Source organism: Streptomyces sp. 8N114 (assembly GCF_052245835.1).
Taxonomy (GTDB): Bacteria; Actinomycetota; Actinomycetes; order Streptomycetales; family Streptomycetaceae; genus Streptomyces.
Window position 1 is genome coordinate 19,222 of the sequence record NZ_JBQQBT010000037.1, and the last position, 23,833, is coordinate 43,054.

The 23,833-nt window shown below is 71.8% G+C and carries 23 protein-coding genes; 10 read left to right on the top strand and 13 right to left on the bottom strand.

What is annotated here, in order from left to right; translation table 11 throughout:
• Positions 1 to 29 precede the first annotated feature (29 nt).
• Positions 30 to 995 (bottom strand): Ppx/GppA phosphatase family protein, encoded by a 966-nt coding sequence (locus ACTWQF_RS35090; protein WP_443283812.1) that lies wholly within the window; start codon positions 993 to 995, stop codon positions 30 to 32.
• A gap of 111 nt (positions 996 to 1,106) precedes the next feature.
• The gene (locus ACTWQF_RS35095; RefSeq protein WP_443283813.1) at positions 1,107 to 1,409 is read right to left on the bottom strand and encodes a hypothetical protein; all 303 of its coding nucleotides are present in this window, start codon (positions 1,407 to 1,409) and stop codon (positions 1,107 to 1,109) included.
• 230 nt (positions 1,410 to 1,639) lie between these two features.
• On the opposite strand from ACTWQF_RS35095, the gene ACTWQF_RS35100 reads away from it, so the two are divergent.
• Positions 1,640 to 2,524: a hypothetical protein gene (locus ACTWQF_RS35100; RefSeq protein ID WP_443283814.1), complete on the top strand. Its 885-nt coding sequence runs from the start codon at positions 1,640 to 1,642 to the stop codon at positions 2,522 to 2,524.
• Between the two features lie 41 nt (positions 2,525 to 2,565).
• Positions 2,566 to 3,030: a PPOX class F420-dependent oxidoreductase gene (locus ACTWQF_RS35105; RefSeq protein ID WP_443283815.1), complete on the top strand. Its 465-nt coding sequence runs from the start codon at positions 2,566 to 2,568 to the stop codon at positions 3,028 to 3,030.
• Positions 3,031 to 3,037: 7 nt separating this feature from the next.
• On the opposite strand, the gene ACTWQF_RS35110 is transcribed toward ACTWQF_RS35105, so the two are convergent.
• Genes ACTWQF_RS35110 through ACTWQF_RS35120 form a run of 3 tightly spaced genes read right to left on the bottom strand, consistent with a single transcriptional unit; the run spans position 3,038 to position 5,795 of the window.
• A complete protein-coding gene (locus tag ACTWQF_RS35110; protein WP_443283816.1) occupies positions 3,038 to 4,033 on the bottom strand; it encodes a carbohydrate kinase family protein in 996 nt (331 codons plus the stop codon).
• A 41-nt stretch (positions 4,034 to 4,074) separates the two neighbouring features.
• A complete protein-coding gene (locus ACTWQF_RS35115) occupies positions 4,075 to 4,527 on the bottom strand; it encodes an SCP2 sterol-binding domain-containing protein (protein WP_443283817.1) in 453 nt (150 codons plus the stop codon).
• Complete coding sequence (locus ACTWQF_RS35120) at positions 4,524 to 5,795, bottom strand: NAD(P)-binding domain-containing protein (RefSeq protein WP_443283818.1); 1,272 nt, start codon at positions 5,793 to 5,795, stop codon at positions 4,524 to 4,526. Before ACTWQF_RS35120 ends, ACTWQF_RS35115 begins: the two co-directional genes overlap by 4 nt.
• Before the next feature lie 239 nt (positions 5,796 to 6,034).
• On the opposite strand from ACTWQF_RS35120, the gene ACTWQF_RS35125 reads away from it, so the two are divergent.
• The 6 genes from ACTWQF_RS35125 (at position 6,035) to ACTWQF_RS35150 (ending at position 12,062) form a co-directional block, all read left to right on the top strand.
• Positions 6,035 to 7,231, top strand: a complete 1,197-nt coding sequence (locus tag ACTWQF_RS35125) for a nucleotide disphospho-sugar-binding domain-containing protein (RefSeq protein WP_443283819.1) — start codon at positions 6,035 to 6,037, stop codon at positions 7,229 to 7,231.
• Positions 7,219 to 9,075 carry an asparagine synthase (glutamine-hydrolyzing) gene (gene asnB, locus ACTWQF_RS35130; protein WP_443283820.1) on the top strand — a complete coding sequence of 619 codons (1,857 nt, stop codon included), beginning with the start codon at positions 7,219 to 7,221 and terminating at the stop codon, positions 9,073 to 9,075. Before ACTWQF_RS35125 ends, asnB begins: the two co-directional genes overlap by 13 nt.
• A gap of 25 nt (positions 9,076 to 9,100) precedes the next feature.
• A complete protein-coding gene (locus ACTWQF_RS35135) occupies positions 9,101 to 9,775 on the top strand; it encodes a TenA family protein (protein WP_443283821.1) in 675 nt (224 codons plus the stop codon).
• 74 nt (positions 9,776 to 9,849) lie between these two features.
• A complete protein-coding gene (locus tag ACTWQF_RS35140) occupies positions 9,850 to 11,049 on the top strand; it encodes a cytochrome P450 (protein WP_443283822.1) in 1,200 nt (399 codons plus the stop codon).
• A gap of 1 nt (position 11,050) precedes the next feature.
• The gene (locus tag ACTWQF_RS35145) at positions 11,051 to 11,248 is read left to right on the top strand and encodes a ferredoxin (protein ID WP_443283823.1); all 198 of its coding nucleotides are present in this window, start codon (positions 11,051 to 11,053) and stop codon (positions 11,246 to 11,248) included.
• A 331-nt stretch (positions 11,249 to 11,579) separates the two neighbouring features.
• A complete protein-coding gene (locus ACTWQF_RS35150) occupies positions 11,580 to 12,062 on the top strand; it encodes a hypothetical protein (protein ID WP_443283824.1) in 483 nt (160 codons plus the stop codon).
• 106 nt (positions 12,063 to 12,168) lie between these two features.
• On the opposite strand, the gene ACTWQF_RS35155 is transcribed toward ACTWQF_RS35150, so the two are convergent.
• The 7 genes from ACTWQF_RS35155 to ACTWQF_RS35185 all read right to left on the bottom strand — a co-directional run bounded on the left by ACTWQF_RS35155 (position 12,169) and on the right by ACTWQF_RS35185 (position 20,564).
• Entirely contained in the window at positions 12,169 to 14,409 is a 2,241-nt protein-coding gene (locus ACTWQF_RS35155; RefSeq protein ID WP_443283825.1) for an MMPL family transporter, read from the bottom strand.
• 103 nt (positions 14,410 to 14,512) lie between these two features.
• Positions 14,513 to 15,109, bottom strand: coding sequence for a TetR/AcrR family transcriptional regulator (locus ACTWQF_RS35160; protein WP_443283826.1), 597 nt, complete (start codon positions 15,107 to 15,109; stop codon positions 14,513 to 14,515).
• Between the two features lie 88 nt (positions 15,110 to 15,197).
• Entirely contained in the window at positions 15,198 to 16,385 is a 1,188-nt protein-coding gene (locus ACTWQF_RS35165; protein WP_443283827.1) for a glutathionylspermidine synthase family protein, read from the bottom strand.
• A 39-nt stretch (positions 16,386 to 16,424) separates the two neighbouring features.
• Positions 16,425 to 16,880, bottom strand: coding sequence for a hypothetical protein (locus ACTWQF_RS35170; protein WP_443283828.1), 456 nt, complete (start codon positions 16,878 to 16,880; stop codon positions 16,425 to 16,427).
• A 46-nt stretch (positions 16,881 to 16,926) separates the two neighbouring features.
• Positions 16,927 to 17,793 (bottom strand): hypothetical protein, encoded by an 867-nt coding sequence (locus ACTWQF_RS35175; protein ID WP_443283829.1) that lies wholly within the window; start codon positions 17,791 to 17,793, stop codon positions 16,927 to 16,929.
• A gap of 90 nt (positions 17,794 to 17,883) precedes the next feature.
• Positions 17,884 to 19,515 (bottom strand): FAD-dependent monooxygenase, encoded by a 1,632-nt coding sequence (locus tag ACTWQF_RS35180; protein ID WP_443283830.1) that lies wholly within the window; start codon positions 19,513 to 19,515, stop codon positions 17,884 to 17,886.
• 32 nt (positions 19,516 to 19,547) lie between these two features.
• A complete protein-coding gene (locus ACTWQF_RS35185; protein WP_443283831.1) occupies positions 19,548 to 20,564 on the bottom strand; it encodes a methyltransferase in 1,017 nt (338 codons plus the stop codon).
• Between the two features lie 219 nt (positions 20,565 to 20,783).
• Between ACTWQF_RS35185 and ACTWQF_RS35190 the strand changes: the two genes are divergently transcribed.
• Positions 20,784 to 22,424: an FAD-dependent monooxygenase gene (locus ACTWQF_RS35190; protein ID WP_443283832.1), complete on the top strand. Its 1,641-nt coding sequence runs from the start codon at positions 20,784 to 20,786 to the stop codon at positions 22,422 to 22,424.
• A gap of 15 nt (positions 22,425 to 22,439) precedes the next feature.
• Complete coding sequence (locus tag ACTWQF_RS35195) at positions 22,440 to 23,465, top strand: methyltransferase (protein WP_443283833.1); 1,026 nt, start codon at positions 22,440 to 22,442, stop codon at positions 23,463 to 23,465.
• Positions 23,466 to 23,572: 107 nt separating this feature from the next.
• On the opposite strand, the gene ACTWQF_RS35200 is transcribed toward ACTWQF_RS35195, so the two are convergent.
• Positions 23,573 to 23,767: a hypothetical protein gene (locus ACTWQF_RS35200; RefSeq protein ID WP_443283834.1), complete on the bottom strand. Its 195-nt coding sequence runs from the start codon at positions 23,765 to 23,767 to the stop codon at positions 23,573 to 23,575.
• Positions 23,768 to 23,833 lie beyond the last annotated feature (66 nt).

A 23,833-nucleotide genomic window follows, 5' to 3' on the forward strand; every position in this document is an offset into this window, starting at 1 on the left:
CCAGCCTTCGCGAGGGGGTAGGCGGCTGCCTATGGACAAGTGTGCGGGGCTGTTGGACTTCCGGACGCGCCCGGGGCCTTCTGTTCGAGCTCGTGGATCAGCACCCCTTCGCGCAGCGCCCAGGGGCACAGCTCCAGCGACGTCACGTCCAGCAGCGTCATGGTGGTGTGCGCGACGAGGGCCCCGGCCAGTGCCTGGCCTGCCCGGGCCGGCGAGATACCGGGCAGCTCGGCGCGTTCGGCCGCCGGGAGCCGCGCCAGCCTGGTCAGCTCCGTGCGCAGCCGGCCGCGCTCCAAGTACCGGGGCGTGAACGGGCCCTCCCGACCCGGCGCAGCCCCGCACAGCCGGGCGAGCTGGTGCAGCGTGCGGGAGGTGGCCACCGCGGTGTGCGGCCTCTCCCAGCGGATGCGGGCGGTGACATCGCGCAGCTGATGCCGTATCTGACGGCGCACAGCGCGCAGTTGCTCGGGCGGGGGCGGGTCCTGGGGGCCGAAGTGCTCCCGGGTGAGCCGGCCCGCTCCCAGCGGGACCGAAACCGCGAGGTCGGGCACTCCGGAGCGACCGAAGGCCACTTCCACGGAGCCGCCGCCGATGTCGAGCAGCACCATCGGCCCGGCCCGCCAGCCCATCCAGCGCCGCGCGGCGAGGAACGTCAGCTCGGCCTCCCGGCGCCCGGACATGATCCGCAGCTCCAGCCCGGCCCGCTTGCGTACGGCTTCCACGATCTGGCTGCGGTTGGGTGCCTCCCGTACGATCGCCGTCGCGAAGGCCGTCAGCCGGACCACTCCCCAGGACCGGGCCTCCTCGTCGGCCGCCGCTGCCGCCTCGGCCAGCCGCTCCACCGCGTACTCGGGCAGCCGGCCCTCGCTGTCCACGTCGTCGGCCAGCCGCAGCCGGTACTTGACGGTGTGCACGGGGAGCGGAACCGCCCCGTCGGCGTCCGCTATCTCCAGCCGCACGGTGTTCGAGCCGATATCCAGAACCCCCACGCGCACGCCGAACCTCCCACCGACGACCACTCCTCCCCTCCCTGCCCGGGCAACCGTAGGCCGTAGGGCCCGCGGACGCACGGGGGCCGCGGGACTCGTGCCCCGCGGCCATGGCCGTCAGACGGTGAGCACGCGCCCCGTCGCGTGCGGGCGGACGGTGCGGTGCCCGGGCTCGGCAGCACGGCGCCGACCCATTGTGCAGCAGTTCTCCGTCGCTTCCAGCCCTGTCCGAACCTCGTCCCCGGCCAGCCCGGTGTGCTGGGCGATCAGCTCGACGGTGGGAGGTGCGGAGTGGGATCGGGTGGTACTGCTCAGTTCTCGGACAGCGGCGCGCACCTTCTCACGCAGTTCCCGCACCTGGTGGGACGTGTGTACGTCCAGGGCGCGGTCGCGAACGTGACGGTACCGTGCGGCGCACATAGGAACTCGCTCCTCCCGGTTTCATCTGTGCCGACAACCGCGAGAGGCGGCTCGGGTGACACCCGGGGTGACCGTGCGCGGTCGCCTCCCGCGGATGTGCCTGTCCTCCCAAGCACCTGGCGTTTCGTATTACCGGCAGCACCGGCCGCAAACCCCACCGGCCGCAGCTTTCCCGGCAGGCGCCCGGGGCGGCGTTATCGTGGCGGTAGGCCGTGCGCTGGGGGTGTGGGATGGGTGGTTCGGTTGCTGACCCCGTGGAGCGGGGCTTTCCGCACCTGGAGACGGTGCGCGAGGCGATCACAGCGCTCTACCGGCGGATGTCGGCGGAGTCCGTGCGCGGCTTCGACACCAGCGTCGCCCCCGGCGACATCGCCTTCGCGGACGCCGACGATCTGTATCTGGGTGCCCAGCGCGTCGCGGGAGTGATGGTGCGGCACCTGCGGCTTCCGGAGGCGCGGGTCATCGTCAGCTTCCGCGAGATGACACACGCGGCGAACGTCGAACTGACGGCGGGCCCCGAGTATTTCGTCGAGCTGAACGCCCGCTTCAAGGAGCACCGCAACGACATCGGCGCAGCGCTCGCCCACGAGGTGACCCATGTGTGGCTGCACCGCCTCGGGCTGGCCTTCGACGGCACCCCGGCCAACGAGATCCTCACCGACACCGCCAGCACCTACCTCGGCGCCGGCTGGCTGTTGCTGGACGCGTTCCGGCAGGACGCGCTCACCTCGCAGAAGCTCGGCTACCTCACCCCGGAGGAGTTCGGCTACGTACTGGCCAAGCGCGCCCGCCTCTTCGGGGAGGACCCGGCGATCTGGTTCACCAGCCCGCAGGCGTACGAGGCGTATGTGCGGGGCCGCGAGATGGCCGCCCGGGACGAGGAGGTGCCGCCGCTGGCCGGGGCGCCGTGGCTGGAGCGGCGCCGCTATGCGCGGGACCGGCGGCACGGTGCCGGTCCCGGCGGCGCCGCGTATGCCTTCGAGCCCGGTGACGGGGCGGGGCTGCGGGTGTCGTTCCCGTGCCCCACCTGCCGGGTGCGGGTACGGGTGCCTGTGCGGGGTCATGTGCGGGCGCGGTGCGGGCTGTGCGGATCGATTTGGCCGTGCGACACGTAGTACGGGGCAGCGGAGGGAGGTCATGGCGTAGGTTCGACGGCATGGCTCCTTCGATCGCTACCAACACCCGGGTCGGACTCGATGAACTGCTGGAGTTCGTACGGCCCCGGCACCGGGCCATCCTGCTGACGCGGCGGGAGGACGGCACGCCGCAGGCGTCGCCGCTGACATGCGGGGTCGACTCCGCCGGCCGGATCGTCATCTCGACCTATCCGGAGCGCGCCAAGACGCACAACGCGCGCCGCGAGGCCGAGGTGAGCGTGCTGGTGCTGTCCGACGAGTGGAACGGGCCCTGGGTGCAGATCGACGGGGCGGCCGAGGTGCTGGACGTGCCCGAGGCGGTGGAGCCGCTGGTCGAGTACTACCGGGTCATCTCCGGCGAACACCCGGACTGGGACGAGTACCGGGCGGCCATGCTGAAGCAGGGCAAGTCGCTGATCCGGGTCACCCCGCGCCGCTGGGGCCCCATCGCCACCGGCGGCTTCCCGTCCCGGCTGGCCTCCTGACCCCCGTCTAGGGCTTGCCCAGCGCCGTGAGATGCGGGGCCAACTCTTGCGCGGCCTCAACGCCGTAGGCGTCGCGCAGCCGCGCCAGGAACGGGATCCGGGACAGGGTGTAGGTCTGGGTGCCGGTCACCTCCAGCGCTGTGGTGGCCAGGGCGCTGCCCAACTGGGCCGCGCGTGCGTGGCCGAGATGCCGGGCGAGGCCGGCCAGGAAGCCCGCGCGGAAGGCGTCACCGGCGCCGGTGGGATCGACGGTGGCGGACGGCCGGAGGGGCACGGCGGGTACGTCGACGGGGCAGACGCCTGCCTGTTCGATGTGCACCCCCTCGGCGCCGCGCGTGGTGACCCACGTGCCGACGCGGCCGAGGATCTGCTGCTCGGTCCAGCCGGTGCGCTCCTGGAGCAGCACCGCCTCGTAGGCGTTGGTGAACAGATAGGCGGGCCCGGCCAGCAGCGCCCGTACGCCCTCCCGGTCCAGCACGGCCAGCTGCTGGGAGATGTCGGCGGCGAACGGGATGCCCATCTCGGCGCATTCGCGGGTGTGACGCAGCATCGCCTCCGGGTCGTCGGGGGCGACCACGACCAGATCGAGCCCGCCGGTACGCCGGGCCACCTCGCGCAGCGAGATGTCGCGGGCCTCGCTCATGGCGCCCGGGTAGAAGGAGCCGATCTGGTTGTGGTCCGCGTCGGTGGTGCACACGAAGCGGGCGGTGTGCCGGCTGGTGCTGACGTGCACGGAGTCGGTGTCGACGCCGTGTTCCTTGAGCCACAGCTGATAGTCCGCCCAGTCGCTGCCCGCGGCGCCGACCAGCACGGGGGTCAGTCCGAGCCCGCCGAGGCCGAAGGCGATGTTGGCCGCGACCCCGCCGCGCCGGATCTCCAGCTCCTCGACCAGGAAGGAGAGCGAGACCGTATGCAGGCTGTCGGGCAGGAGTTGGTCGCTGAAGCGGCCGGGGAACGTCATCAGATGGTCCGTGGCGATCGAACCTGTCACGGCTATGCGCACGGGAATTCTCCTTGCTCGGATGGGAGCACTGCGGAAGGGGATCAGGCCGTGTCCGTGCCGGAGCCGGGCGGATGGCCGCTGCGGGCGCCGAACCACTCGATCCAGTTCATCGCGAAGAACACATCGCCCGAGATCTTCAGCCGGCCGCCGACGAACGCGTCGGTGCCCTTCAACTCCCCCACCGCCAGCGCCACCAGGTCGGGCAGCGCCAGGCCGATGGTGGCGTCGGGCGCGCCGTCCAGCGTGGCGGACGTGGTGCAGGCGCCCTCGCCGACGGCGACGTACCGGTGGCGGACGCCGAGCGGGGTGTCGATCTCGTAGTGGAAGACACCGGACGCGCGTGCGGCGCGCTCCGGGCTGAACCGGGTACGGAACCACTCGAAGACCAGGTCCAGCAGCGCCTCCACCTCGTCGGGCGGCGGCGAGGGGGTGGCGGCCGCGCTGGAGCGGGCGATGTTGCGCAGCTGGTGGAACATCGCTTCCGGCGCGGTCACGACGCCGCCTCCGAACGGCCGCTGTGCACCGTGTGTTCGAGCAGTACGGACGCGTCCTTGTCGCCGTCCCCCGCCTCGTTGACGCCGGCGAAGCGCTCGCGTACGGAGTCGAGGACGGGCAGCGGCACTCCGGCCACCGCCGCGTCGCCGAGGGCGAGGCGGAGGTCCTTCTCCATCAGCGTCGAGCGGAAGAACGCGGGCTCGTAGGCGCCCTTGCGCATCAGTTCGGCGCGGAAGCGCAGCACCACCGAGCTGAAGCCGCTCTCCGCGACGGAGGTCAGCAGCCGGTCGCGGTCCAGCCCGGCGGCGACGCCGTAGGCCACCGCCTCGGCGAGAGAGGCCACCTGCGCGCCGAGCAGCAGGTTGAAGATGAGCTTGAGGGTGGCGGCCGTGCCGGGCGCTCCGAGGTGGACGACCTGCGCCCCGAGGGTGTCCAGGATGCCGCCGACCCGGGCGATGTCCCCCTCGTCGCCGCTGGTGTAGACGCGGAGCTTGCCCTCGCGGGCCTGGAAGGGGTTGCCGACGACGCACGCCTCCACCCGGCGCAGCCCGCGCCCGGCGAGCCGAGCGGCGCACTCGCGGGCGTACGCGGGCGAGACGGTGGAGGTGTCGATGACGACCGCGCCCGGCGCCAGCACGTCGGCCACCTGACCGAACAGCACCTCCTCGACCGCCGCCTCGTCGGCCAGGCTGAGCAGCACGACCGAGCGGCCCTTGGCGGCCTCGGCGAGGCTCGCGGCGACGGTGGCGCCCGCTTCGGCCAGCGGTGCGGCCTTGGCGGCCGTGCGGTTGTGGACGGTGAGCGCGTGTCCCGCCTCCAGGAGCCGGTGCGCCATGCCCCCGCCCATGTTGCCCAGGCCGACGAAGGCCAGCGGCTCGGTGGCGGGGGCGGCTGCGGCGTCGTCGCCGGGAGCGGCGGCGGTGGGCGCCTCGTCCCGGGAGGCGGCGGGCGCCGGCGGTACCTCGTACACCGTCTCGGTGACGACCATCTCGCCGCCACTGCGGAACGGCTGCAGCCTGCGCCGGTTCTCGACGTGGGCCTCGCTCAGCTCGAACGTACGGAAGGAGAGCTCGTCGGCCCAGTCGGTGAGGACGTAGTAGACGTTCTCGTCCTCCGCCGAACGCACCAGCGTCTGGCCCCGGTTGGCGGGCTCGCGCGCGATGCCGGCCGCCACCTGTCGCCAGGTGCGCTCGAACTCCTGCCGCCTGCCCGGGTGGATCTCCATCCGCAGCATGACGCGGAACGGTGGCCGGGAGTCAGCTTCCATGGTGCCCGCCTCCAAAACGCGTGGGGCCCGCAGCGCGGGCCGCGTACGTGCTCCACGGTCGCCATCGGCGCTCGACATCCGATCGAGCCCCGCTCCGGGATGAGAGCACTGCTCCGCGAAGAGGGCACTGCTCCGCAAGAAGAGCACCGCGGGCTCTAGCGAGCGCCGACCCCTCCCCTAGGGCGCTGGGTCACCGTCTGGATCGTCAGGAGTCGGCGGCGGAAGGGTTTGGGGCTGCGATGCGGGTACTTTTCACCACCTGGGCCTGGCCCTCTCATCTGTACGCACTGGTGCCGCTGGCGTGGGCCTGCCGCAGTGCGGGGCACGAGGTGCTGGTCGTCAGCCAGCCGGAACTGCTGCCCCTCATCGAGCGGACCGGGCTGCCGGGCACCGCCGTCGGCAAGGACGTCGACGGGGTCGGCATGGTGCGCGGCTATGTGCTGCCCAGCAAGGACGACCCCACCGGCGACCAGCGGGCGCCGCGTGGCGGCAAGGGGCCGCGGGCGCTGCAGATGTTCACCGCGCACGCCGACTCCATGGTCGACGGGGTGACGGAGACGGCCCGTGGGTGGGGCGCCGATGTGGTGGTGTCCGAGCCGACGGCGCTGGCGGGCCCGCTGGCTGCCGCCGCCGCGGGGATTCCGGCCGTGCGGCTGCTGTACGGCGCCGATCTGATGGCGCGGGCCCGCCCGCTGCTGCCGGGCGCGCTGGCGCCGCTGGCCGAGCGGGTGGGCGTGGACCCGGAGGGCTACCACCCGTTCGGGGACTTCACCATCGACCCTTGCCCGCCGGGGTTCCAGGCCCCCGCCCCGGCGGAGCACCCCCGGGTGCCCATGCGGTACGTGCCGTTCAACGGGCCCGGCACCCCGCCCGATCCGCCGCTGCCCCTGCCGCGCAGCGGCCACCGCAGGGTCGTGATCACCTGGGGGCACACGATGGCGCGGCTGGATCCCGCGCTGTTCCTGGCCGGGCACGCCGCGCGGGCGCTGGCCGCACTGCCGGGCACGGAGGTCGTACTGGCCGTCACCGCGGCGCAGCGGCCACTGCTGGGCGAGGTGCCCGACGGGGTACGGGTGGTGCTCGACGCGCCGCTGCACACGCTGCTGGGCAGCGCGGATCTGGTGGTCGCGCACGGCGGCGCCGGCACCGTGCTCACCGCGCTGCGCGCGGGCCTGCCGCTGCTGCTCGTACCCCAGTTGCCGGACCACGCCGGGCACGCGGCGCGGGTGCTGGCGACCGGCGCGGGTGAGGTGCTCACCAGGGACGAGGCGAGCGCCGAGCGGCTCCGCGCGGAGGCGGCCGGGCTGCTGGACCGCGAACAGGGCGCCGGGCGGCGCGAGGCGGCGCGGACGCTGCGCGACGGAATGCTGGAGCAGCCCGCACCCGCCACGGTCGTCGGCGAGTTGGCGGAGCGGGTGGTCGCATGTGCGGCATAGCGGGCTGGATCGACTTCGCGCGGGAGATGAGCGAGGAGGGCAGCACCGTACGGGCGATGGCGGGCACCCTCGCCAACCGCGGCCCGGACGACGAGGCGGTGTGGACGGACGCGGACGCCGCGCTGGGGCACCGCAGGCTCGCCGTCATCGACGTCGACGACTCCACCCAGCCGATGACCGCAGAGCACGACGGGCGCACCCTCGCGGTACTGGTGCACAACGGTGAGATCTACAACTACCGCGAGGTGCGGGACCGGTTGATGGCTCTCGGGCACCGGTTCCGCACCGCCGGGGACACCGAAGTGGTGCTGCGGGCCTATCTGGAGTGGGGGGAGGGGTGCGCAGACCGACTGGATGGTATGTTCGCGTTCGCCGTCTGGGACCCGCGCGCCCGCCGCCTGCTGCTGGCCCGCGACCGGCTCGGCATCAAGCCGCTGTACTACGCGCGCACGGCGCACGGTCTCCTCTTCGGCTCCGAGCCCAAGGCGCTGCTGGCACACCCGTGGCTGGAGTGCGTGGTCGACGCGGAGGGGCTGGCCGAGCTGCTGGCCTACATCGCCACCCCGGGGCATGCCGTCTACCGCGGCATCCGGGAGCTGCCGGCCGGGCATACGGCGGTGCTCAGGGAGGGTGCCGGCGGTGCGGTGCTGAGCGAGTCGCGGTACTGGTCGCTGCCCGACCACGAGCACCCGGACACGCTGGAGCGCACTGTCGAGACGGTGCGTGGGCTGCTCCAGGAGTCGGTCAGCGATCACCTGGTCGCCGACGTACCGCTGTGCACGCTGCTGTCGGGCGGTGTCGACTCCAGCGCGCTGGCCGCCTTCGCGGCCAGCGCGGGCGCCGGACGGCCGCGTACCTTCGCCGTGGACTTCGAGGGGCACACGGAGCGGTTCCGCAAGGACTTCTGGCACGAGGACCCGGACGCCCCGTACGCGGCCGAGGTCGCCCGGCATGTGGGCACCGACCACGAGCCTGTCGTACTGCGTACCGCCGATCTGGCCGACGATGTGGTGGACGCGGCAGCGCTGCGCGCCCAGGATCTGCCCCGGCCGATCCCCGACATGGACCGCTCGCTGTATCTGCTGCTGCGCGCGGTACGGCAGCGCTCCACGGTGGCGCTGATGGGCGAGGTCGCCGACGAACTCTTCGGCGGCTACCAGTCCTTCCGCGACCCGACGCTGGTGGACACCGCCAACTTCCCCTGGGTGACGATGGGGCTGCGGGTGGCACCGCACGGGATGAGCACCGGGCTGCTGGACCCGGGGCTGCTGCGCAAGATCGACGTTCCCGGCTACTCGGCACAGCGCTGGTCGGAGACGGTTGCCGAAGTGCCCGACGTGCCCGGCGAGTCGGGGACCGAGCGGGTCATGCGGCGGGTCGGCCACGCGCATCTGACGCGCTGGCTGCCGCTGCTGCTCTCCCGCGACGACCGGCTGAGCATGGCCGTCGGACTGGAGCTGCGGGTGCCCTACTGCGACCACCGGCTGGTGGAGTACGTCTACAACATCCCCTGGGCGATGAAGACGGCGGACGGCCGCGAGAAGAGCGTGCTGCGCTCGGCCGTTGCCGACCTGCTGCCCGAGTCGGTGACCCAGCGCCGTAAGAGCCCCTTCCCGATCACCCAGGACCCGCACTACGGGCAGGTGCTGCGGCGGCGCTTCAACGCGGTCGTCGCCGATCCGGCCAGCCCCGTACGGCCGCTGCTGGACGGGCCCGCCTGCGCCGAGCTGGCCGCCGAGGACCGGCCGATCGCCGTGGACGGGTGGGGAGAGCGCCGCAACGTCGAGATGGTCCTCCAGCTCGACGCGTGGCTGCGCCACTACCGCGTCCGGCTGGATCTGTGAGAGCGAACGGAGAGGGGCGAGATCGATGCCGCTGAGTGATCAGCTGAAGGAGCTGGCCGCGCCGGTGCTGGAGAAGGTGCTGGCCCACCCGTTCTGGTCGGGGCTGCGGGACGGCTCCCTGCCGGGCGAGTCACTGACGTACTTCGTGGAACAGGACACGGGGCATCTGCTGCCCGCGTACGCGCGGGCGCTGGCCCGTACGGCGGCAGCTGCCGAACGGGACGCGCACACAGCGCTGCTGGGCCGCTCGATCACCGGCACGCTGGAGGCCCGCGACCGGCTGCGGGAGAAGTACGCGGAACTGGCGGACGGGCTGGGGCTGCCGGCGCCGGCCGGCGGGATGCCGCCCGCGGGCCCGGTCACCCATGCGCACTGTGCGTTCTTCAACGCCTCCAGCGCGGCCTCGTACGCCGCGGGCGTCGGGGCGCTGCTGCCGATGGTGTGGTTCAACTTCCAGGTCTCCAACGATCTGCTGGAGCGCCGCTCGGCAGGCTCCCGGTACGCGAAGTGGATCGAGGTCTACCACCCGGGCGAGGGCTACGGCTACGCGGTGCGGGCCTTCATGGGGCTGGCCGACGAGCTGGGCAAGACCGCGTCACCGGCCGAAGAAGCGCGGCTGGTCGAGCACTTCCGTATCGGCATCCGGCACGAGTGGGCGTTCGCCGAAGCGGCCTGGGAGCGCCCGGAGTGGCCCGTATGACGCGCTCCCTGCGGCTCGCCCCGTACAGCACGCCCGTCTCCCGCACCTGATCACCGCAACCCGAAGGGACAACCGTGAGCACTCAGACCCCGCCCAGGTATCCGTTCGCCTGGACCCCGCCCATGCAGGTGCCCGAAGCGCTGCGGCACGTGCACGGCAGCTCCGCGATGGAGGTGACGCTGCCGAGCGGGGACGTGGCGACGCTCGTGACCCGTTACAAGGACGTGCGCGCCCTGTTCGCCGACAAGCGTCTGTCCCGGAACATCGCGCGGCCCGACTGCGCGCGGATCTCCAAGGACAACGACCTGTTCATGGACCCGGAGATCGACCCGGACCCGCCCAAGCACACCCAGGTGCGCTCGCTGGTGACCAAGGCGTTCACCGCCCGCCGGATCGAGGCCCTGCGGCCGTACGTTCAGCAGGTCGCCGACGAGCTGCTGGACGAGATGGCGGCCGGGCCGCAGCCGGTGGAGCTGAACGAGGCGCTGGCCTTCCCGCTGCCGATCAAGGTGATCTGCAAGCTGCTGGGCGTCCCGGCAGAGGACCGGGACCAGTTCCGCACCTATGTGGACGGGTTCCTGTCCGTCACCAAGCTGCAGCCCGAGGAGGTCGGACAGTGCCGGCAGAACCTGTGGAAGTACCTGGGCGACCTGATCGACGCCAAGCGGGCCGAGCCCGGTGACGACCTGGTCAGCGAGCTGATCCGGGTCCGCGACGAGGAGGACAACCGGCTCAACGACCACGAGCTGCACTTCTGGTGCCAGGGGCTGCTCATCGCCGGCTATGTGACCACCGCCAGCCAGATCGGCACCGGCACCGCTGTGCTGCTGCACCACCCGGAGCTGGTGCGGGAGATCCAGGCGGACTGGTCGCTGGTGCCCTCCACGGTGGAGGAGCTGCTGCGCACCCAGATCATGGGTTCCTCGGTCGGCACCATGCGGTACGCCGTCGAGGACATCCCCCTCTCCGACGGCTCGGTCATCAAGAAGGGGACCAGCGTGCTGCTGTCGGAGGAGGGGGCCAACATGGACCCCGAGGTCTTCGACGAGCCCTTCGAGCTGGACATCCGCCGCCAGGAGAACCACCACATGACGTTCGGCGCCGGCATCCACTACTGCGTGGGCGCCGCGCTGGCCCGGATGGAGCTCCAGGTGGCCACGGAGTCGCTGCTGCGGCGCTTCCCCGGCATCCGGCTGGCGGCGCCAGCCGAGGAACTGCCGCGGGCGCTGGGCGGATTCATGGAAGGCTTCACCGAGATCCCCGTGGAGTGGTGACATGCTCCGAGTGACGGCGAACTCCGAGACCTGTGCGGTCAGCAGCCTGTGCGTGTACCGGCTGCCCGGCGTTTTCGACCAGGACGAGGACGGGTTGGTCGTCGTCCTCGACGAGACCCCTTCGGGGGAGCTCCACGAAGAGGTTCGGCGCGCGGCGCGCGGCTGCCCCACCAAGTCCATCCGCGTCACGGAGGAGTAGCCCACGGCCGGTCCGTCGTCCGCCTCCCCGCGCCCACGGACCGGCCGCGACGATGAAGGGCCCCCGGACGGGGGCCCTTTCGTGGTGCCCGGGTGCCCCGCGTGTCAGCTGGTGGTTACCCGGCGGTCCGGATTGCCGCGGCTGGTGCAGGGGCAGGGCCGACGGCGCGAGTATCGCAGGTGGGTAACGGTCTGCGCAGAACAACGCCAGTGAGCACGGCACTCGAAGAAGATACGCCAGCGGCATATACGGGGGATCCAGACCAACTCCGCATGTATGGCCGCGTCTCACCTTTTGACCGACCACCTCTTTCGACCACACGGAGATCCACATGCGCAAGGGAACGTCCGCGCTCGCGATCGCGGCAGTCGCTGCCGCGCTCGTCACGGTGACAGGGTCCGGGACGGCCCAGGCCGCGTCCACCGAGTGCAACCGGACGAGCCTCTCCTTCAACCTGCCCGGCAACCCGGACATGGAGGGCTACGCCGAGCTGTGCGTGAGCCGCATCAACTCGACCACCCTCAACTCGAAGGTCCAGGTCCAGCTTGAAGGGGTCCACATATCGGGCGGTAAGCGGTTCGACTCCTTCAAGATCATCTACCACCTGGAGCGGAACGGTTCGACCGTCAAGTCCCGGACGAAGCCGTGGGACATCCCGAACGGCGGCCGGGTCCACACGACCTCGGCCGGCTTCAACACGTCCTCCTCTTTCAAGGGCGGCTGGACCACCGACGGAATCATCTCCTACAACATCAACAATGACGGGAAGGGCGCCATGACCAAGGAGCTCAAGGGCACGCCGAGCATCCGCTAGCCGGTCGTTCTCCCTGATCCGGCCCTCTGACCCGGCACCGGTCCGGGCCAGAGGGCCGGACGCCTTGCCGCCCACCTGGCCGCGGCCTCGGCCCCCTCCCCCGGGGTCAGCTTCCGGTGGTCACCCGGGGGTCCCGGTCGGCGTCGGGCTCCGCGAGCTGGGCCGGCACGGCTGCCCCGGGCCCGGCGTCGCGCAGCTTGTCGCCCTCGATGTCGACGTCGGGCAGGACCCGGGCGAGCCATCGCGGCAGCCACCAGGCGCGCTTGCCCAGCAGGCTGAGCACGGCGGGCACGAGGGTCATCCGCACCACGAAGGCGTCGAAGACGACGGCGACGGCCAGGCCGAACCCGATCATCTTGACCATGGCCTCGCTGGAGCCGATGAACCCGGCGAAGACGGCTATCATGATGACGGCGGCGGCGGTGACCACGCGTGCCCCGTGCCGGAACCCGGTGACGACGGCCTCGCGCGCCGGCTCCCCGTGGACATACGCCTCGCGCATCCGGGTCACGAGGAAGACCTCGTAGTCCATGGCGAGGCCGAAGACCACGCCCACCATGAAGATGGGCATCATCGACATCACGGGCCCGGTCTCCTCGACCCCGAACGGGCCGCCGAGCCAGCCCCATTGGAAGACCGCGACCACCGCGCCGAGTGCCGCGACGACCGACAGCAGGAAGCCGAGCGCAGCCTTCAGCGGCACCAGCACCGAGCGGAAGACGACCATCAGCAGCAGGAACGCCAGGCCCACGACCAGTGCGAGGTAGGGCAGCAGCGCGTCGTTGAGCTTCTGCGACACGTCGATGTTCATCGCCGTCGTGCCGGTGACCAGGACGTGGGCTCCGGTGTCGGTGCGCAGGTCGGCGCCGGTGTCCCGGATGGAGTGCACCAGCTCCTCGGTCCGCGCCGAGGACGGCTCGGAGTCCGGGACGACGGTCACCATGGCGGTGTCGCCCGCCTTGTTGAACTTCGGCGGCGTGCTGGCTGCAACACCGTCCAGCCGGGAGATCTCCCGCACGGTGCGGTTCACGGCGGACTGCGGATCGTCGCTGCCCTGTGCGTCGACGGCGAGCATCAGCGGGCCGTTGAACCCGGGCCCGAAGCCGTCCGACAGGAGGTCGTACGCCTTGCGCTGGGTGGTGCTCGTGGGCTGCGAGCCGTCGTCGGGCAGGCCCAGTTCGAGCGAGGTGGCGGGGACGGCGATGACGCCGAGGCCGATCACGCCCGCCAGCAGCACCGCGACCGGACGCCGCTGCACGAACCGCGCCCACCGGGTTCCGGCGTTCTCCTTGCCGCCGCCGTCCGGGCTCTCTTCGGCCGCCGCCTTGCGTGCCTTGCGGCCCAGCACCCGCTTGCCCGCGAAACCCATCAGCGCGGGGACGAGGGTGAGCGCGACCAGCACCGCGATCGCGACGGTCCCGGCCGCGGCGACGCCCATCTTGGTGAGCATCGGGATGTTGACGACGGCCAGCCCGACCAGCGCGATGATGACGGTCAGCCCGGCGAAGACCACGGCGGAGCCGGCCGTGCCCACGGCTCGGCCCGCGGCCTCCTCCCGCGCGCGTCCCTCGGCAAGCTCGGCGCGGTAGCGGGAGAGGACGAACAGGGCGTAGTCGATACCGACCGCCAGGCCGATCATCATCGCCAGGATGGAGGTGGTGCTGCCCAGGTCCAGCACACTGGCGAGCGCGGTGATGGCGGAGACACCGATGCCCACCCCGATCAGCGCGGTCAGCAGCGGCAGCCCCGCGGCGACGAGCGAGCCGAAGGTGATGACCAGCACGACGGCGGCAACGGCCACGCCGATCACCTCGCCGGAGCCGGTCTTGGGGACGGCGGTCAGCGCATCGCCGCCGATCTCCACCGTCATCCCGCTGTCGCGGGCCTTCTCACCGGTCTTCTCCAGCGCCGTACGGGTGTCGTCGGTCAGCTCCATCGAGCTGACGTCGTAGGAGACCGACACATAGGCGGTCGAGCCGTCCTTGCTGACGGCCTTGGCGGTGAACGGGTCGGCGACGCGCGCCACTTGATCCGAGCCGGACTTGAGATCGCCGACGACCCGGTTGATGTCCGCCTTGTTCTCCGGGTCGGTGATCTTCTCGTTGCCCGGGGCCTTGAAGACGACCCGGGCGGTGGCGCCGTCGGCCTTCGCCCCGGGGAAGCGGTCCTCCAGCAGGTCGAACGCCTTCTGTGCCTCCGTGCCGGGGATCGAGAACGAGGTGGCGGTCGCCGTCGGAGCGCCGGCGGCGGCCGCCCCGGCTATGCCGAGCAGCACCACCCACAGCAGGGCGACCAGGCCGCGCCGCCGGAAGGCGAACCGGCCCAGCTTGTACAGGTATGTGGCCACGAGGTCGGACTCCAGTCGTGGTGAGGGAACACGGACGGGCGCCGGCGCACACCAGTGGACGCACGGGTCCCGTGGAAGGTGGAGACGGAAGAGGGTGCCGGTGTCAGGCGCGCAGAGCGGGCAGCACGACAGCGTCGAGGTAGTTGACCAGGAACGCCTGGGTAACCGGCTTCTCCTCGATCAGCTCGCCGGTGATCAGCGCCCCGAGGAACATGTGCAGCACGAAGTCGACCGCGGGGTTGTCCGCGCGGATCTCATCTCGTTCCACGGCACGGTCCAGCAGGATGCGCGTATCTGCCAAGGCCGGCTCGATCAGCAACTCCCGCAGGGCGCGGAGCAGATCGGGGTTGTCGTGCGCCGCGCGGCCGATCCCGCGCATGAGCGCGGTGTCCTGCTCGATCCGGCAGTCGTCGAACCCGCCCACGACGATCTCCATGAGATCGCCGCGCAGGGATCCGGTGTCGACGACGGCGGGCTCGGGCCCGGGCTTGTTGTGCTTGAGCGCCCGCGCGACCAGCTCCGGCTTGCTGCCCCACTGGCGGTAGAGGGTGGCTTTGCTGGAGTGCGTACCGGCGGCGACGGCGTCCATCGTCAGCGCGTCGTAGCCCACCTCACGCAGCAGCCGGAGCACGGTCTCGTAGAGCTCCGCCTCGCGCTCGGGTGTGATTCTGCTACGCCGCGTCGTTGCCACAGACACCATTCTGGCACCTCCCAGCGGTACGAAACGGTTTCGTACTACTCGCGAGCATACCCCAAGCGAAACGGTTTCGTTTCGCTTGGGTTGCCCGCTACAAGATGACGTGCGGCAGGAACCGTGCGTACTCGTCCGTGACGAGGCCCGCGGACTCGCGGATGCCCAGCCCTGCCGCCTCACCGTCCACGACCCAGGTGCCGAGCACCGTCCGGTTGCCGTCGAAGTCCGGCAGCGGGCACAGGGCCTGGTAGCAGCACGGCTCGTCCCGTACCGCCGGCTCGGCGCCCGGTTCGTGCAGGGTGACGCCCGCGCCCTCGCGGCCCAGCAGCGGCTTGGCCGCCCACCCGGTCGTCCGCGCCAGCTCGCGCGGCCCGTCCAGATAGGCGGGCAGCAGGTTGGGGTGGCCGGGGAACAGCTCCCACAGGATGGCCAGCAGCGCCTTGTTGGACAGCAGCATCTTCCACGCCGGTTCTATCCACAGCGTGGTGCCGGTGCCGCCCCCGTTGTCGAGGGTCTCCAGCACGTGAGGGCCGAACCGGTCCGAGGCCAGCCACTCCCACGGGTAGAGCTTGAAGCAGGCGCGGACGAACTTCAGCCGCTGGTCGACGAACCGGCCCGACAGCCGGTCCCAGCCGATCTGCTCCATCGGTATGGCGACGGTCTCCAGACCCGCCTGCTCGGCCGTCTCCTGGAGGTAGGCGACGGTCATCAGGTCCTCGCCCAGCTCGTCGCGCGCCGAGTGGGCGAAGTGCACGGGCGCGCCCGGCGGCAGCAGCGCCGCCTGCTTCTTCCATACGTCGACCAGCCGCTCGTGCAGGGAGTTCCACTGGTCGGCGCCGGGAAAGCACTCTTCCATCCAGAACCACTGCGGGGAGGCCGCCTCCACCAGCGAGGTGGGAGTGTCCGCGTTGTACTCCAGCAGCTTCGCCGGGCCGCCGCTCCCGTCGTAGCGCAGGTCGAACCTGCCGTAGAGGCTGGGCAGTTCGGCACGCCGCCGCCAGCTCTCCGCGACGCGGTCCACCAGGGCCGGGTCGGTGATGCCCAGGTCCGCGAACCGGCCCGCCTCCACGATGTGCGCGGCGGCCCGCAGACACATGCCATGCAGCTCCTCCACGACCTCTTCCAGTGCTTCCACCTCGGGAAGGGTGAAGGTGTAGTAGGCGCTCTCGTCCCAGTACGGGCGCAGCGAACCGTCGGGGTACCGCGTCAGCGGGTAGATGCAGCCCTGCTCCTCGACGATCTCCTGCCAGTTGGGACGGGGAGCGATGGTCCGGCGTTCCACTCGGGGCTTCCTCTTCCTCTCGTCCGCCGCCGTGCCGCCTCAGCCGCCGTACCCGCCACCGCTGCTGCCGCCGTCGTCATCGTCGTCGCAGCCGAAGCCGGCCCGTTCGACGGCCGCCGTGTGGATGAACGTGCCGCCCTTGGCCCTGCCCTTCGCCTCGTGGCCGCCGTAGTACCAGATCTTGTCCTGCTCCTCGGCGCTCCGGGCGTCCTTGGAACGGGCCCCGGTGGCAGCCGCGGGGAAGGCCGCGGTCCCTGCCGTGGCCCCGGTGCCGCCGCCGGTCTCGCACTGGCTCGGCGGCAGGACCCGGTAACCGCGTACCGCGTCATAGCTGTCGGGGTCCACGCACCGCCGGTCCGGCTCGGACGAATACCCGGACAGCGCCACTGCGAGGGCGCCCATGCTGCCGAGCACGACGGTCGAGGAGCGCAGCTTGCGCCGCGGGCTCCGTACGGCTGCCTTGTCGGTGCTGTCCGGCTTCGGTGTGACGGTCATGCGGTGGCCCCCTGCGTACGACGAAGATTCAACTGACGCGGACACCCTAGTGGGTGACGGCGATCTTCTCGATCAGACGTTCGCAGCCGGTGATGTAGTTCCTGGCCGCCCCCGCGGTGACGGGAGTCCGGTCCCGCACCGCCGTCTCGCGGAGGCGGCGCAGCCCGTCGAAGACGGTGACGGTGTCCGGCGGCGCGCCGATCAGCAGCAGCCGTCGGCGCAGCACCGGTGCCTCCTTGCCGGGGCGCGGGTCGGCCAGGGGCGGCAGGGCTGCGTGCAGCCGTTCCGTCAGCGTGGCCCATGCGGTGGCCAGCGCCCCGACGGGTGAGGAGTCGACAATCTCCCACGCCTCCCCGAAGACCGCGGCAGCCGCGAAGGGCCCGGGCGCCGGCGCGAGGGGCTTGGGCGCCGGAGGGTTCGGCTGCGTCTCCGTGCCGGGTTCGCGCTCCACTGTCGACCACGGCTGCCCGGGCTCCGAGTCGAAGTCGGGCTCCAGCTCGAAGGCGGGCCCCGGTTCGGCCTCGGGAGCCGGCGCGGGCGCCGGGGGCCGCGTGGTCGCCGGGGGCGGCACGGGCTGCTGGGCCGGTCCGGGCTGCTGGGCCTGTCCAGGAAACGGCGTCGGCTCCGGGGCGGTCGGGGGCGGTACGGGCTGCTGCTGGGGCGGCGGGGCCGGCCAGGGCTGCTGGGTCCAGCCGTACGGGGCGGTGGAGCCCATCTCCTCGGCCCGCTCGCGCAGTTGCCGTGCCTCCGCTTCGAACTCGATGGCTCCCGCCGGGGTTTCGATCCGCGTCATACGGGCGAATGCCTCCCGCAGATACGCCCGCAGGTACCAGGCCACCGTGAGGGTCACCAACGGCCAGATCACGGCCTCGACATACTTGAGAACGAGCTCGGCCATATCCATGGGGATCATCTTCGCCCGCGGCGCACCTCACCGCACGCGAACGGGTCCGGCAGCATCGCGGATGCTGCCGGACCCTGTCCGCAACCGGGCCGGGGGCGCTCAGGTACGCGGGTACAGCGAGCGCACCGCCTCCCGCAGGGCCGCCTTCGGGTCGGCGGCGGCGCCCTCGGAGCGCCAGGCGACAAATCCGTCCGGGCGGACGAGGACGGCGCCGTCGGCACCGATGCCGTACGCCTCGGTGACGGTCCGGCCGCCGGAGGCCGTCAGCGTGGCGCCGGGACCGCCCACCCGGTGGGCGTCCACCCGCACTCCGGTCTCCGCGGCGACGGCTGCAGCGGCGTCGGCCCACGGCCCGCCGCCCTCCGCGGTGAGGAGCACGGGCGCGCGGCCGTACAGGTCCAGCGCTGAGATCCGCTCGCCGGCGCGGTCCAGCTCCAGGTGCGGGGCCCGCGTGCCCGGCTCGCCGCGCAGGGCGTGCGGCGGGACCGGCGGACCGTCGCCGTAGCGGTAGCCGAAGACGGTGGTGCTGTACGCCTCCGCGGGGTCGGGGCCCTCTCCTTCCCCTTCGCCGTCGGGGCCGGTGCGCTCCTGCATCATGCCGAGGGCCTGCTGGAGCGTCATCCAGGCGACCGGGTGGCGCTCCGCCTGGTAGGTGTCCAGCAGTTCGGGCCCGGACTCGCCGTCGAGGACGGCGGCCAGCTTCCAGGCGAGGTTGTTGGCGTCCTGGATGCCGAGGCTGGCTCCGAACCCGCCGGTGGGCGGCACCAGATGGGCCGCGTCGCCGACGAGGAAGACCCGCCCCCTGCGGTACTCACGGGCGACCTGGGCGCCGATGATGAAGCTCAGCCACTTGGCGCCGCCCGCGGGCAGCTGGGGAACGATCCGTACGTCCAGGTCGGGCTGGCCGATGGCGGCGCGGACCAGGCCGACGGCCCCGTCCTCGGTGATGGTCTCCAGCGTCTCGCCCTCGGGCATGGCGGTGGCGAAGATCCACCGCTGTTTGCCGTCGTGCGCGAACAGGATGGTGGAGGGCGCGGGTTTGTCGAGGTAGCAGACGCCGACGTCGCGGCCCCGCGCCGCCTGGCTCAGATCGGCCTCGAAGAGCACCGAGAGGGTGGTGGCGAACTCGCCGGGCCCGTCCGCGACGATGCCCAGCTCCTGACGGATGGGGCTGCGGCTGCCGTCGGCCGCGACGAGGTACGCGGCGCGCACGGTGCGCTCCTGGCCGCTCGCGACGTTGCGGAGGACGGCGGTGACTCCGTCGTCATCCTGGGTGAAGGAGACCAGTTCGGTACCGAAGGCCAGCTCGGCGCCCAGCTCGGTGGCGCGGCCGCGCAGCAGGTGTTCGAGCCGGTCCTGGTCGATCGGTGCCCACTCGCAGGGGCTGACGCCGCCGGTGGGGTCGGGCTGGTCGGTGGGGCCGCTGAACATCTCGGGGCCCGCGAGGGTCTCGGCGCGGATCATCAGCAGCTTGCTGAAGTCGGTGGCCAGGCTCGCCTCGGACCAGATCGGGCCCTCCAGCCCGACCTGCCGGTACAGCTCCACCGTGCGCGGGTTGACGCCGCGCGAGCGCGGGTGGCTGAGGGTGTCGGGGTGGCGTTCGACGACGAGGGAGCGGATGCCGTGCCAGCCGAGGAAGACCGCGGTGGACAGCCCGGTCACCGCGCCTCCGACGACGAGCACCGGCACCTGCTCGGGGGCCTGCTGAGTGTCGGCCTTGGGGTCGCTCATGGGATACGGACTCCTCTCCTCGGGCGGCCCGCTCAGCCGGCCTTGCGGCAGATCACGAGCGTGTCGTAGTCACTCAGCGGCAGCACCTCGGTGGAGGCGAACCCGGCGCGCTCGGCGTGTGCGACGGCCTCGGAGACCGGGTACTCGGAGCCACCGTCGGTGACCAGCAGCATGTCCAGGCTGATGACGAGGTTCTCGACGTGGTCGGGCTCGTCGTCCAGCATCCGGTCGTAGATCAGCAGCGCGCCGCCGGGGTTGACGGAACCGAACGCCTTGGTGACCAGCTCTCCGCGCTGCTTCTCGTCCCAGTCGTGCAGCACATGCCCGAGGGTGACGACGTCGGCGCTGGGCAGCGGGTCGGTGAAGAAGCTGCCGCCGTGGAAGGTGACCTTTCCGGTCAGCCCGTACTCGGCGACCTTCTCGTCGAACAGCGGCTCCATGGGCGGCAGGTCGAAGACGTGCCCCTGCAGATGCGGCTGTGCCTTGACGATGAGGGAGCACAGATTGCCGCGGGCGCCGCCGATGTCGAGGACGGAACTGTGGCCGCTCCAGTCGAACTTGCCCACCAGCTCGGGCCCGACGACGTGGGTGAGGGCGTCCATCATGCCGACGAACTGCCGCAGGATCTGCGGGTTCTTGGTGACTGCCTCGAAGTCGCTGCCGGACTGCTGCTGACCGGTACGCAGTGCCTCGGACAGCTTTCCCCAGGCGGGGTAGAGGTTGCGGTTGGAGCGCTCCAGGAAACCGCCGACGTAGGTCTTCCGGCCGCGCACCAGATAGGTGCCGGCCCCCTCGGCGTTGCCGAACCTGCCGCCCTCCTCGCGGGTGAGCAGACCCAGCGCCGCCAGCAGGTTGAGCCAGTCGCTCAGCCCGCGGCCGTGCAGACCCAGCTCCTTGCGGATCTCCTCCTGGGTCGAGGGGCCCTTCTCGGCGAGGGTGGTGAACAGGCCCAGTTCGACGGCGGTCAGCAGCGCCTTCGCGTCGCAGAACGCGTTGCTCAGCCGGATGATTCCGGCCGGGGTGCTGACATCCAGGCTGGTGTGCGTCATGCGCAGGACTCCTTCCGAAACGGCACATGGCCTGGCGCCAGGGCCGCCCCGGGAGGGTCACACCGCGAAGTTGAGCGCCCCTCGAACGGCGGTGGGGGCGGCTGCGGACCGCTCCGGGTGCCCCGGCCCCCGCCGTATCTCCAGCAGCCCTCAAGGGGCCGTGGCTACTCATCAGGGGTGCCGAAACCGGCCAAGCCCAGCCGTTCAGAGGGGACATGCATGTATGACGTGAAGATCCCGGTGCTGATCGTCGGCGGTGGTCCCGTCGGACTCTCCACCGCGCTGTTCAGCGGCCGGCGTGGGGTCCGCACGATGCTGCTGGAGAAGCGGGACAGCACCTCCATGCTTCCCCGCGCCCCCGGCCTGCAGGCCCGCACGATGGAGCTGTTCCGCGCCGCGGGGCTCGGGAAGGACATCCGCGCGCTGGAGAAGGGCAACTCACACGCCTACTTCGAGGGCGGGATCATCAAGGTCGACACCTTCTCCGACATCGACAACGCCGAACTGCTGGAGTCCCCGTCGCTGGACGGCCCCACCGTCAGCCCCGAGCGGGTGATGGGCTGCGGCCAGGACCGCTACGAAAAGGTGCTGGTCGCCAAGGCCCAGGAGTACGGCGCCGACGTACGCTTCAACACCCGGCTGATCTCCTTCGAGGCGGACGACGAGGGCGTCACCGCCATCGCCGAGGAGGCCGCGACGGGCAACCGGCTGACCATCCGCGCCGACTATCTGGTGGGTGCCGACGGCGCGGGCAGCCGCATCCGGCAGGCGCTGGGCGTCGAGAGGGTGGGCCGCGGCACCGTCTTCAACGCGCTGAGCATCTACTTCCGCGCGCCCGAGCTGGAAACGCTGCTCAAGGACCGCAAGTTCATCCTGTGCTACGCCTCGGCCGGCGGCTCGCTGATGGGGCTCTCCCGGCTGCACGGCTGCGACCCGTGGCTGGCGGCGCCGATCTACTACCCGGAGAAGGGCGAGACGCCCGAGGACTACACCGACGAGCGGTGCGTGGAGATCGTCCGCCGCGCGGCGGGCAAGGACATCGACGTCGAGATCATGGACAAGGTGCCGTGGCAGGGCGCCCAGCTGGTCTCCGAGACGTTCCGCGCCGGCCGGGTCTTCCTCGCGGGCGACGCCGCGCATGTGCACCCGCCCGCGGGCGGCTTCGGCGCCAACACCGGTATCCACGACGCGCACAACCTGTCCTGGAAGCTGGCCGCCGTGCAGGCCGGCTGGGGCACCGACGCGCTGCTGGACACCTACGACGCGGAACGCCGTCCGCTGGGCACCGCGATGTCCGAGCAGGCGCTGGTGCGCAACCGGATCCGGCACGGGTACGCCACCGAGCAGGACCGGCAGGACTTCGTCGACGACGTGATCATCACGCTCGGCTACCGCTACCGCTCCTCCTCCATCGTCGGCGCCGAGGGCTCCAAGGTCCTCACCCCCGATCTGGAGCTGACCGGCGAGCCGGGCACCCGGGCCCCGCACGTATGGCTGAACCGTTCGGGCAAGGGGGGTACGGAGACGATCTCCACCATCGACCTGTTCTGGGACGACTTCGTCCTGCTGCACGGCCCCGACGGCGGCGCCTGGGCGAAGGCGGCGGTCAAGGCCGCCGAGCGGCTGGGCGTACCGCTGCGCACCCACGCGGTCGGTCCGGACGAGGAGCTGCGGCCCCAGGACCGGGACTGGGCGACGGCGTACGGGGTGAGCGCCGGCGGCGCCGTGCTGGTGCGGCCCGACGCGTTCGTCTCGTGGCGCTCCGCGGCCGACGCCTCGTCCGTCGCGGACCCCGACGCCGTGCTCGACGACGTGGTGGCGCGCGCCTCGGCCGCGGCCCCCTCGACGGCCGGCTCGTGACCGGGAGGTGGCTTCGTGGGTGACGATGTGACGGCCCGGGCCGGGCAGGTACTCGGTCAGGCCATGGCCTTCCAGCCGGCGAAGCTGGTGCTGGCCGGAGTGCGGCTCGGCCTCTTCGCCACGCTGGCCGAGGGCCCGCAGTCCGAGGAGCGGCTGCGGGAGCTGCTGGGTCTGCACCCGCGCGGCTGCGACCACTTCCTCGCCGCGCTGGCCGAACTCGGCTTCCTGGAGCGCGCTGCGGACGGCGCCTGGGCCAACTCGCCGGTCTCGGCACAGCTGTTGGTGCCCGGCGACCCGGCCTCGCTCAGCGGCTTCCTGCAGCTCGCCGACCGGGTGATGTACCCGGCGTGGGAGCGGCTGGCCGAGGGGCTGCGGACCGGCGAGCCGCAGGCGGCGACGTACTCCGGCGAGGACATGTTCGACCAGCTCTACGACAGCGAGGAGAAGAAGGACGGACTGGTCGGTATGGCCGAGGACGCCAGCCGGCCGCTGATCCCGGCGCTGACCGAGGTCTTCGACTGGGCGTCGTACGGCTCCGTACTGGAGCTCGGCGGCTGCCGGGGCAACGTACTTGCCGGGCTGGTGGCTGCCCATCCGCACCTGGACGCACGGGTCTTCGACCTGCCGCAGCTGGAGGGCGACTTCGAAGCGCACATGGCCGCGCTGGGGATGACCGGCAAGCTCGGCTTCCACGGCGGCGACTTCTTCGCCGGGCCGCTGCCCGAGGCCGACGTGCTGATGCTGGGGCACGCGCTGGTCGACTGGAACGACGACCAGCGCGCCCAGTTGGTCAAGAACGCCTTCGCCGGAGTGCGGCCCGGCGGCGCCTTCCTTGTGTGGGACCCGGTGATCGTCCCCGACGAGGAGAGCTACCTCCGCAACTTGCTGCGCAGCCTCAACCTCCAATTGATGACCCCGCACGGAAAGGGCTACACCCTCGCGCAGTGTGCGGCGTGGATGCGCGATGCGGGGTTCGACTCCGTCGAACACCGCTCCCTTGGGCATGACGTCACCCTGGTCATCGCCCACAAGGCTGCCTGACCTCCGGGCTCAAGCCGCATGAGAGACGCGCCCCGTCAGGGGCGCGGGGAACTGCGCGACAAGCCACGACGCTGCCGCAGCCTGCGGGAGCCGGGCAGGGGCACCCCCTACCCAGCAGTGGTGAGCACCAATTTGGCGTCGAGGCCACCGGCTTCGCCGACTGCGTGGGCCCGCGCCGCTTCGGCAAGCGGCAACGGCTCACGCAGCGGCACGGTCAGCGTGCCGCGCCGATGCAACGCGAGGGCCTGGTCGAGCGCCGCACCGGTGCGATGGAACCCGGCCGCGCCCCCGGAGAACCGCACCCCGTGCGCCTCCGCGGCCTGGGGGGGGGGGGGGGGGGAGGACCCCGCCAAACCACCCCCCACCAA

What these genes read in the sequence shown, in the direction of transcription:
- ACTWQF_RS35125 (WP_443283819.1), top strand. Translation starts at nt 6,035, where the DNA reads ATGCGGGTACTTTTCACCACCTGGGCCTGGCCCTCTCATCTGTACGCA.
- ACTWQF_RS35105 (WP_443283815.1), top strand. Translation starts at nt 2,566, where the DNA reads ATGGCTCCTTCGATCGCTACCAACACCCGGGTCGGACTCGATGAACTG.
- ACTWQF_RS35180 (WP_443283830.1), bottom strand. Translation starts at nt 19,515, where the DNA reads ATGAGCGACCCCAAGGCCGACACTCAGCAGGCCCCCGAGCAGGTGCCG.
- ACTWQF_RS35145 (WP_443283823.1), top strand. Translation starts at nt 11,051, where the DNA reads ATGCTCCGAGTGACGGCGAACTCCGAGACCTGTGCGGTCAGCAGCCTG.
- ACTWQF_RS35185 (WP_443283831.1), bottom strand. Translation starts at nt 20,564, where the DNA reads ATGACGCACACCAGCCTGGATGTCAGCACCCCGGCCGGAATCATCCGG.
- asnB (WP_443283820.1), top strand. Translation starts at nt 7,219, where the DNA reads ATGTGCGGCATAGCGGGCTGGATCGACTTCGCGCGGGAGATGAGCGAG.
- ACTWQF_RS35170 (WP_443283828.1), bottom strand. Translation starts at nt 16,880, where the DNA reads ATGACCGTCACACCGAAGCCGGACAGCACCGACAAGGCAGCCGTACGG.
- ACTWQF_RS35190 (WP_443283832.1), top strand. Translation starts at nt 20,784, where the DNA reads ATGTATGACGTGAAGATCCCGGTGCTGATCGTCGGCGGTGGTCCCGTC.
- ACTWQF_RS35150 (WP_443283824.1), top strand. Translation starts at nt 11,580, where the DNA reads ATGCGCAAGGGAACGTCCGCGCTCGCGATCGCGGCAGTCGCTGCCGCG.
- ACTWQF_RS35135 (WP_443283821.1), top strand. Translation starts at nt 9,101, where the DNA reads ATGCCGCTGAGTGATCAGCTGAAGGAGCTGGCCGCGCCGGTGCTGGAG.
- ACTWQF_RS35100 (WP_443283814.1), top strand. Translation starts at nt 1,640, where the DNA reads ATGGGTGGTTCGGTTGCTGACCCCGTGGAGCGGGGCTTTCCGCACCTG.
- ACTWQF_RS35095 (WP_443283813.1), bottom strand. Translation starts at nt 1,409, where the DNA reads ATGTGCGCCGCACGGTACCGTCACGTTCGCGACCGCGCCCTGGACGTA.
- ACTWQF_RS35120 (WP_443283818.1), bottom strand. Translation starts at nt 5,795, where the DNA reads ATGGAAGCTGACTCCCGGCCACCGTTCCGCGTCATGCTGCGGATGGAG.
- ACTWQF_RS35175 (WP_443283829.1), bottom strand. Translation starts at nt 17,793, where the DNA reads ATGATCCCCATGGATATGGCCGAGCTCGTTCTCAAGTATGTCGAGGCC.
- ACTWQF_RS35160 (WP_443283826.1), bottom strand. Translation starts at nt 15,109, where the DNA reads ATGGTGTCTGTGGCAACGACGCGGCGTAGCAGAATCACACCCGAGCGC.